Here is a 9,022-nt window from a genome sequence, read left to right as displayed (position 1 = left end):
ATACAAATCACTCAATTACAGACCCCAAGTCAATCAAACCCAAAAAGCAAGACCTAAAAATGTATTTAAACCTTATGAATCAATCCCATCCCCAAAGAGTGATAGTTTTTATCAGAATAATCATTATGACCCTAAAACCATCGACAAAAAAGATTTGATTGAAAAAAAAGAAAAACAAAAAAAACTCCAAGAAGAGCAAAACAAAAAACAAAAATACCAACTTCAAATAAAATCTCATCCTAAATGGCAAAGTATGCGTCCTGCAAGAAAAATACAATAAAATCAAAGTAAGATAGAGTAAGAGATAAGGATAGGAGAAAATTAAAGCAGGTTGATATGAGTCAAGCACTTTGAATCTTACGCGTTATAGAATATTAACTAGAGTATTTTAAATACCAATAACTCTAGGAGAAACAATGACTTCAAAACAACAAAGTTTATCAAGACGGGATTTTATTAAGGCAGCAGCCATAGCTTCTGCAGCATCTAGCGTAGGGATAGCAATTCCAAATATGCTTCATGCTCAAGCAGATATAGCACAAAAAGATTGGAAATGGGATAAGGCAACTTGTAGATTTTGTGGAACAGGTTGTGGGATTATGGTAGCTACAAAAGATAAGAAAATTGTGGCTGTCAAAGGAGATCCTAAAGCTCCGGTAAATCGGGGATTGAATTGCATAAAAGGATATTTTTGTGCCAAAATCATGTATGGAGCTGATCGCTTAAATCAACCTCTTATGCGTATGAATACAAAAGGTGAATTTGACAAAAAAGGAAATTTTGCCCCTATTAGTTGGCAGAGAGCCTTTGATGAGATGGAAAAGCAATTTAGGAAGACTTATAATGCTTATGGACCCGCAGGAGTAGCATTAATGGCAAGTGGTCAATACACGATTCCTGAGGGTTATGCGTCTTTAAAATTAATGAAAGCAGGTTTTAGAAGTAATAATATTGATCCAAATGCCAGACATTGTATGGCGAGTGCAGTAATTGGGTTCATGCAGACTTTTGGGATTGATGAACCTGCGGGTTGCTATGATGATATTGAACTAACCGATACTGTAATTACTTGGGGAGCGAATATGGCAGAAATGCACCCCATTCTTTGGAGTCGCGTTACCGATAGGAAACTCAGTGATGCCTCAAAAGTAAGGCTTGTTAATTTAACTACTTTCACTAATCGAACTTCAGATTTGGCAGATATTGAGATTGTATTCAGACCATCTACAGATTTGGCTATTTGGAATTATATTGCTAGAGAAATCGTTTATAATCACCCTGAGGCGATTGATAATGAATTTGTTAAACAAAATTGTGTTTTTAGCACCGGGTTTGTCAATATTGGCTATGGAATGAGAAATGATCCTAATCACAAAGGTTTCAATTCCAAAGAGAAAGAAATTGTAGCCAAAGAAGTTTCAAAAGCAGTGAGTGAAAATGAAGCTATTGCATTACAATATCTGGGTCTCAAAGCCGGGGAACAAATGAAAATGGATGCTTCAAAAGCAGATGCTCATTGGGAAATTAGTTTTGATGAATTTAAAAAGGCTTTAGAACCTTATACTCTGGATTTTGTTGCCAAACTTGCTAAGGGTAATGAAGATGAAGATTTAGCAAGCTTTAAAAAGAAACTTCAAGATCTTGCAAATTTATATATTGAAAAAAATCGCAAAGTTGTGAGTTTCTGGACAATGGGATTTAATCAACACCAAAGAGGTTCTTGGGTAAATGAACAAAGTTATATGGTACATATGCTTCTTGGCAAACAAGCTAAACCCGGAAATGGAGCTTTTTCTTTGACAGGACAACCAAGCGCTTGTGGGACTGCAAGAGAAGTAGGGACTTTTGCGCATCGTTTGCCTGCAGATATGGTTGTTACCAATCCAAAACATCGCGAAATTGCTGAAAAAATTTGGCATTTGCCACAGGGTACTATCAATCCAAAGCCGGGTTCTCCTTATCTTACAATGATGAGAGATTTGGAAGATGGCAAGATTAAGTGGCTTTGGGTGGCAGTCAATAATCCTTGGCAAAATACTGCCAATGCTAATCATTGGATAAAGGCTGCTAGAGAAATGGATAATTTTATTATTGTGAGTGATTGTTATCCGGGCATTTCTGCCAAAGTAGCTGATTTGATTTTGCCTACTGCAATGATTTATGAAAAATGGGGTGCTTATGGAAATGCAGAGCGGAGATCACAGCATTGGAAACAACAAGTTCTTCCACAAGGAAATGCGATGAGTGATACATGGCAGATTCTAGAATTTGCTAAGCGATTTAAACTTAAAGATGTTTGGAATAAAGAATATAAAGATCTTGGTATGCAACCGGTCTTAGATGAGGCAAAAAGTATGGGATATACTCCGAATACAACACTTTTTGAAGTGCTTTTTGCTAACGAAGATGCCAAAAAGTTTAGTATCCAAGAGCCTTTGCTTCAAAATGGAGCTTTGAATTCTGAAGTATTTGGAGATGAAAGAAATGTTTTGGGTTCTGATGGTAAGCCTTTTTCCGGGTATGGATTTTTTATTCAGAAATATCTTTGGGAAGAGTATCGTAAATTTGGAATTGGACATGGACATGATTTAGCTATGTTTGATGTTTATCATAAGGTTAGAGGGTTAAAATGGCCTGTAGTAGATGGAAAAGAAACACCCTGGAGATTTAATGCCAAATACGATCCTTATGCAAGAAAATATGGTGATGGAAAAGAAATTGTTTTTTATGGGCACAAAGATGCTTCTATGCTAAAGGGTGATTTATTCAAGCCTTCAGAGCAAAAAGTTTCTATTAAAAATAAAGCAAAAATATTTTTCCGTCCTTATATGGATCCTTGTGAAATGCCGGATTCTGAATATCCAATGTGGCTTGCTACGGGTAGGGTGTTAGAGCATTGGCATAGTGGGACAATGACAATGAGAGTTCCGGAGCTTTATCGTGCAATGCCTGAGGCTTTGTGTTATATGAATCCCGATGATGCAAGTAAAAATGGATTTAAACAAGATGAAGTAATTTGGGTAGAGAGTAGAAGAGGAAAAGTAAAAGCAAGGATTGATACAAGAGGCAGGAATAAACCTCCAAAAGGACTTGTTTATATCCCTTGGTTTGATGAAAATGTTTATATCAATAAAGTCTGTTTAGACGCAACTTGTCCATTATCAAAGCAGACAGATTTTAAAAAATGTGCTGTTAAAGTCTATAAAGCCTAAGAGTTTGCAATGAAAAAAGGCTTTGATTTAAGCAGACGCAAAAATCTTGTCAAAATATTTCAGACTGCCGGAATGATAGCAGTAGGGGGATTGGTGTGGAGCGCATATGTTCATGAGGCGAAAGCATCCGCACCTTTTTTACTTCCTCCGGGAGCTAGGCAAAAAGATGAGTTTTTAAAAAGCTGCATTAAGTGTGGCATGTGCGTAGAAGCTTGTCCTTATTATACTCTGAAGCTTGCGCAGCCTCAAGATGGTATTGTTGTGGGTATTCCATATTTTACTCCACGAGAAATACCTTGCTATATGTGTGAGGATATTCCTTGTTTGAAGGCTTGTCCTAGTGGTGCTTTGGATAAAAATCTTCTTAAAGATGGAGATAGTCTCAATATTAATCAAGCAAGAATGGGTGTAGCCATCATTGATACAAAACATTGTATTGCCTATGGGGGTATTCAATGTGATGCGTGCTACCGTGCCTGTCCTTTGATAGATAAGGCTTTGTATTTGGAATATAAAAGAAATAAAAATACACATAAGCACGCCTTATTGCTTCCGATGGTAGATAATGGCATTTGTACCGGATGTGGCAAATGTGAGCAAGCATGTATAACTCAGGTTGCATCTATTAGGGTTTTGCCCCATGAGTTTGTGCTTGGAAAAACAGCGCCGGGCTATATTCAGACATGGGTAGAAGATGAAAATAGACATACCCCTATAAACATCAAAAGATCCTCGGATAATCCGACAGATTATCTCAATAATGGGGGATTGTGATGGTTAAATATAGATTTTTGATTCTTAGACGTATTTTTCAGATTGGGATTTTGATTTTATTTTTTTTAGGTAATGCTTCGTGGATATCAGTGTTAGGGAAGTCTCACATAGTTTATCAAGGCAATATCGGCGGCTTTGATTATGAGGGTAAAAATTTAGCCATAGGAAAAACAAAAACAACTTTTTTACCTATTTTGCAGGGAAATTTAAGTAGTTCTAAAATCTTTGGAGTCATTCCAATGAGTGATCCTCTTGGAGCATTGGAGTTGATTTTGGCAGGAGGGGTTTTGGCATGGGATATTTATCTGGGATTGCTTCTTGTGATCGTTGTTTATGGGGTATTTTTTGGAAGGGCTTATTGTAGTTATGTTTGCCCTTTGAATTTGGCAACAGATTTGGCAGGTTATCTTAGAAGAATCACGGGTTTGAGTTATTTGCCCAAGCAAATTCAATTAAATCGAAATGCTAAATATGGTGTTTTATTTTTAAGTTTGTTGCTTAGTTTTGTCTTTGGTGTAGCTGTTTTTGAAATGATAAACCCTATTGGAATGCTTTATCGGGGTATTGTTTTTGGAATGGGAATAGGGTTTTTGGGCGTGTTGGTGGTTTTTTTGTTTGATTTATTGTTGTTAAAAAATGGATTTTGTGGGCACATTTGTCCGGTAGGAGCTATTTTTAGCTTGATTGGCAAGTATAGTATTTGGCGTGTGAAATATGATTTTGATAAATGCACACGATGTATGAAATGTGTGCAGGTATGTTCAGAAAATCAAGTATTGCATATGGTAGGCAAACACAGCAGTGCTGTCGCTGATATGGCTTGTATTAAATGTGGCAGATGTATTGAAGTGTGTGATGATAAAGCATTGCAGTATGGAATAGTTAATTTAATTAAAAGGAGATAATAATGAAGTTTAAAATATTAGGATTGATTGTGGTAGCAGGGTTGATGGTAGCTTGTTCATCAGATACACAAGAAGAAGTAAATGAAGTGAGTGCTCAAGACTTAGGGCTTAGAAAAGCTCCTGTTTCTGATGAAAAAGATGTTTCACTCAGCGATTATCAATACAGTACATCGCCTGCCGGAGAGAGTCAAAAAATTGAGCGTTCTTATGAAAATGCCCCTCCACTTATCCCACATGATACAGAGGGGATGTTAGATATTACTCAGGATAATAATATGTGTTTGGGCTGTCATGCTCCTGATGTAGCACAATCAGTTGGAGCAACTCCTGTGCCCAAATCTCATACCTATGATTTGAGAAATCACCATGCAATCAAAGATGGCATAGCCCAAAGTCGTTATAATTGCACCCAATGCCACGTGCCTCAAGCAAATGCTAAGCCTTTGGTAAAAAATAATTTTACACCTGTATTTAAGTCCGAAAGAGCTAAATCAAGATCTAATTTGCTTGATGTGATTAATGAAGGAGTCAAATAGAGTGCTCTTTAAAAAAACTTCCAAAAAAACTTCTTGGAGGGAAGTATTTATTCCAAAAACTCCTAATGTCCTCTTTCTTCCTTATGAGAAAAATTCTAGTGAATTTTGCGCACAATGTGAAGGTGAATGTGTGAGTGTATGTGAAGAAAAAATCATTATAAAACAAAAAGGTGCTATACCTTATTTGGATTTTCAATCAAACGGTTGTATTTTTTGTAAAAAATGCGCTCAAATTTGTGAAGAATATCACGAAGAAGAGGGAGTTTTGGATTCTTCTTTGGAAGATAAGATTTTAGGAAGGGCAGAGATTATGGAATTATCTTGTTTTGCATATCAAGGGGTTATTTGTTCTTCATGCAAAGATATTTGTAATGGTTCTATAAAATTTGCAGGTATGTTTTACCCGCATGTCTTGGAGACTTGCACAGGTTGTGGGTTGTGTATTTCCAGATGCCCACAAGGAAGTATTCAGGTAATAGCCCTAAAAGATAAAAAAAGTTAGAATTTGGAGAAAAATAATGAATATTTCAAGTATTATTATTAAAGTAGATTCAAAGTATTGGGATAAGGTTATGATGGCATTAGGGTGTATTGATGGAGTAGAGGTATCCTTATGTGATCTAAAAGTTGCTACTATCATTGCTGTAATTAGTGCCCAAGATGTTGGCAAAGAGATTGAGAGTTTGCAAAAAATAGAACAAATTCAAGGAGTATTGAGCGCTAAAATGCACTATAGCTATTCCGAAGAGGAATTTGAAAAGCCATTGCAACCACATCAACTGGCACAAAAAATTGAAAATATTGATGCCAAAAACGTCCGCTATAGAGGGAGCATTAGTTCTTGGCTGGAAAAAAAATAATCTAGAAGCGATAAGTATAGTTAAGATGCACAGAGGGATATACAGTCAAAAATCCATATTCATAGCCCACTGAAGCTTTTGAAGTTTTTGGATCGACGCTTGTGTTTTTTGTAGCGCCATTAGCGACATAAGAATCTGAACCAAACGTATTAAAAGGAATTTTGAGCCCAAATTCAATTTGAGAATGGGTGAAATAATAATGAGTCCCCAGATTGAGATAAGTGCCCGTGCCAAAAAGAGAATTTTTTGCTTCAGTAATTTTATCCCCGAGAGGAGTTGTTGCTACATTTTTGGCTTTACCTCCAACATAATTAGCCAATTCATAACCAAAACCGGCTGAGAGACCTATGGCTGATTTATCAGAATTATAAAAATCATAAAGATAATCTACACTCACTCCATAACGCAGACCAAAATAACTGACACTCCCTGTATTAGAGATACTTATACCACTAGTGCTTGTGCCTCCTCCCCCACTAGTTGGGCTTATCATTGCTTTTTGATCGCCATTATAATTCCCCATAAGGAAGTGGATTGTTGCGCGCACTCCATGCTTAGGGGTGAAATAAAATTGATACCCGCCCTTAAGACCATAGTTAAAAGATGATCGTGATTGAGGACCAACAATAACTTCGCTAAGTTTTGCACCACTTGCACTGCTACTTGCAATTCCTGCAAGGTCGGGCAAATCGCTATAGTGGTAATTTGCCACACTCAAATCTAACCCTCCAAAAAATCCTGTTTTTGCTTTTTCATCCATACCCAAAGATAGACTTGCTATCAAAGAAACCATTGTAATGGAAGCATAAAATTTATTCATTGAATCTCCTTTAATTTTGACAATAATTAAGGACTGATTGTATTTATAAAAAGATATGTAAAAAATTAAACTTATAAAAATTTTAAAATATTTTAATATATATTTACTTTTTGTAACATATCATAAATTTGTCAAAATTTAATTTTTTGATAAAATCTATTTGACTTAAATATAGAATGAGATTTTAAGTGGGTTTTGATTTGTTATCAAGGTTTAGGTATTATTTTTGCTAGCAAAAGTCATTATAGATTGAGGAGTTTAAGAGCAAATGAGGTTTGTTGGATTAGCAATAGCAATTGTATTTTTGAGTGGTTGTTCAGTATGGAATATGTTTGAGGGTAAGATTGATCGCACCCATTGGCAGATAGAGAAAATTGTAGTAGATGGTAAAGAGTATCTCTCCCCTCAGTCTTTAAAGGCAGAAGCCATGAAAAATACAGAGTCTAAAGAAGAAGATCCCCAACAAGCCCAACAAGATGCAATACAAGCCATGACAGATACCCAAACCATACAGCCCTTGCTACCGGAAACAAATACTGCCCTCCCTGATTCTGCTGAAGAAGTTCAAAAACAATCTGATCCCAAAGATAACCAAAAGCAGTTTTTGGACATCAATGAGATCTCTACAATGATTTTTGATCAATCACAACATCGTATTTATGGGATTGCAGGGTGTAATAATTATTTTGCGAGTTATGCATGGAGAGATAGCCAACAACTTGAAGTGGGCAACACAGGAATGACAAGGAAACTATGTACTCCTGATGAGTTGATGAGTTTTGAATTCAGATTTATGAGGAATTTTAACGGGTTATTTCAAGTTACCAAAAATAAAACTTCAATGGTCCTGGATAATGGTAAAATGCAGATATATCTTCAATGAATACATTAAAGACTCTTGTTTGTTCTGAATTTCAACTGAAGGGTTCAAAATTTTTGGGGTTTTTGATTCCTTATGAATTGTTTGAAGAGAAGCTTAAGGAATTGAAAATCTCTCATCATAAAGCCACCCATTTTGTTTATGCTTATCGGATTTTAAATCAAGGACAAGTTCATGAGCGTTTCAGTGATGATGGCGAGCCAAAAGGGAGTTCAGGTATGCCTATCTTGAATGTGCTTAGAGGAGAAAATTTAATCAATATAGGGCTTATTGTGGTGCGGTATTTTGGAGGTATTCTTTTGGGAGTAGGGGGGTTAGTGCGGGCTTATACAAAAAGTGTGCTTTTATGTGTGGATTTAGCCAAAAAAACACAGGTATTCATTCCTTTTGAATTTTGTAAAACTATCAATTTAGAATGCGTTTATTCTTTGTCGGGAAGGTTGGAATATTTAGCAAAAAAATTTAAGATAGAGATCAAAAAGAAAGTTTTTTTACAAAAATCTGTAGAGATTGAATTATGTGGAGAAATTCAAAGTATTGAAGCGTTTTTGATAGTCTATGATCAAGATTTAAAATTCAGGAGCTAAAATGGAATTTTTGAGCACGTATTATTTGTGGATCAAGGCGATTCATGTCATTGGTTTTGTCTCATGGATGGCAATGCTTTTTTATCTGCCCAGATTGTTTGTTTATCATGCAGAAAATAAAGATAATCAAAGCTATATACGCATTGCAAAGATTCAAGAAAGGAAACTTTATTTATTTATTGGGCATCCTGCAATGATTGTTACAATTCTAACGGGTATTTTGATGGTTGGAATACAACCCCAATTATTTCAAACAGGAGGTTGGTTGCATGTAAAATTGTTATTCGTGGTGATTTTGTTGGTTTATCATTTTATGTGCGGGAGATATATAAAGGCTTTTGACAATGATGTTTGTCTTAGAAGCGGGAGATTTTTTAGAATTTTTAATGAAATCCCCACGTTATGTTTGATAGTGATTGTTATTTGTGCAGTTACTAAAGCATTTTAG

Annotated in this window: 11 protein-coding genes; 10 read left to right on the top strand and 1 reads right to left on the bottom strand. The window is 35.8% G+C overall.

Going from position 1 to position 9,022, the window contains the following annotated elements; genetic code table 11:
- From BKH45_RS08915 to BKH45_RS08340, 7 genes are all read left to right on the top strand, one after another.
- On the top strand, positions 1–280 hold a 280-nt coding region (locus BKH45_RS08915), incomplete at its 5' end, for a hypothetical protein (RefSeq protein WP_180675685.1).
- 136 nt (positions 281–416) lie between these two features.
- Complete coding sequence (gene napA, locus BKH45_RS08365) at positions 417–3,212, top strand: nitrate reductase catalytic subunit NapA (protein WP_095275034.1); 2,796 nt, start codon at positions 417–419, stop codon at positions 3,210–3,212.
- Positions 3,213–3,221: 9 nt separating this feature from the next.
- Positions 3,222–3,986, top strand: a complete 765-nt coding sequence (napG, locus tag BKH45_RS08360; RefSeq protein WP_095275033.1) for a ferredoxin-type protein NapG — start codon at positions 3,222–3,224, stop codon at positions 3,984–3,986.
- The gene (gene napH, locus BKH45_RS08355) at positions 3,986–4,891 is read left to right on the top strand and encodes a quinol dehydrogenase ferredoxin subunit NapH (protein ID WP_095275032.1); all 906 of its coding nucleotides are present in this window, start codon (positions 3,986–3,988) and stop codon (positions 4,889–4,891) included. Before napG ends, napH begins: the two co-directional genes overlap by 1 nt.
- 2 nt (positions 4,892–4,893) lie before the next feature.
- Complete coding sequence (locus BKH45_RS08350; protein ID WP_095275031.1) at positions 4,894–5,427, top strand: nitrate reductase cytochrome c-type subunit; 534 nt, start codon at positions 4,894–4,896, stop codon at positions 5,425–5,427.
- 1 nt (position 5,428) lies between these two features.
- Positions 5,429–5,929, top strand: coding sequence for a 4Fe-4S binding protein (locus tag BKH45_RS08345; protein ID WP_180675718.1), 501 nt, complete (start codon positions 5,429–5,431; stop codon positions 5,927–5,929).
- Between the two features lie 16 nt (positions 5,930–5,945).
- Positions 5,946–6,287: a chaperone NapD gene (locus BKH45_RS08340; RefSeq protein WP_095275029.1), complete on the top strand. Its 342-nt coding sequence runs from the start codon at positions 5,946–5,948 to the stop codon at positions 6,285–6,287.
- A 1-nt stretch (position 6,288) separates the two neighbouring features.
- Here the strand turns inward: BKH45_RS08340 and BKH45_RS08335 are convergent, their stop codons facing one another.
- Positions 6,289–7,107 carry an outer membrane beta-barrel protein gene (locus BKH45_RS08335; protein ID WP_095275028.1) on the bottom strand — a complete coding sequence of 273 codons (819 nt, stop codon included), beginning with the start codon at positions 7,105–7,107 and terminating at the stop codon, positions 6,289–6,291.
- A 268-nt stretch (positions 7,108–7,375) separates the two neighbouring features.
- Between BKH45_RS08335 and BKH45_RS08330 the strand changes: the two genes are divergently transcribed.
- Genes BKH45_RS08330 through hemJ form a run of 3 tightly spaced genes read left to right on the top strand, consistent with a single transcriptional unit; the run spans position 7,376 to position 9,022 of the window.
- On the top strand, positions 7,376–7,990 hold the full coding sequence (locus BKH45_RS08330; protein ID WP_095275027.1) for an META domain-containing protein: 615 nt from the start codon (positions 7,376–7,378) through the stop codon (positions 7,988–7,990).
- Entirely contained in the window at positions 7,987–8,574 is a 588-nt protein-coding gene (locus BKH45_RS08325; RefSeq protein ID WP_095275026.1) for a YigZ family protein, read from the top strand. Before BKH45_RS08330 ends, BKH45_RS08325 begins: the two co-directional genes overlap by 4 nt.
- A 1-nt stretch (position 8,575) precedes the next feature.
- Positions 8,576–9,022 (top strand): protoporphyrinogen oxidase HemJ, encoded by a 447-nt coding sequence (gene hemJ / locus BKH45_RS08320; protein ID WP_095275025.1) that lies wholly within the window; start codon positions 8,576–8,578, stop codon positions 9,020–9,022.

Origin of the sequence: Helicobacter sp. 11S03491-1, from assembly GCF_002272835.1 — a bacterium.
In the GTDB taxonomy this organism is placed as follows: domain Bacteria; phylum Campylobacterota; class Campylobacteria; order Campylobacterales; family Helicobacteraceae; genus Helicobacter_J.
Note: the sequence above shows the minus strand (reverse complement) of the source record. Positions and strands in the feature narration are given on the sequence as shown.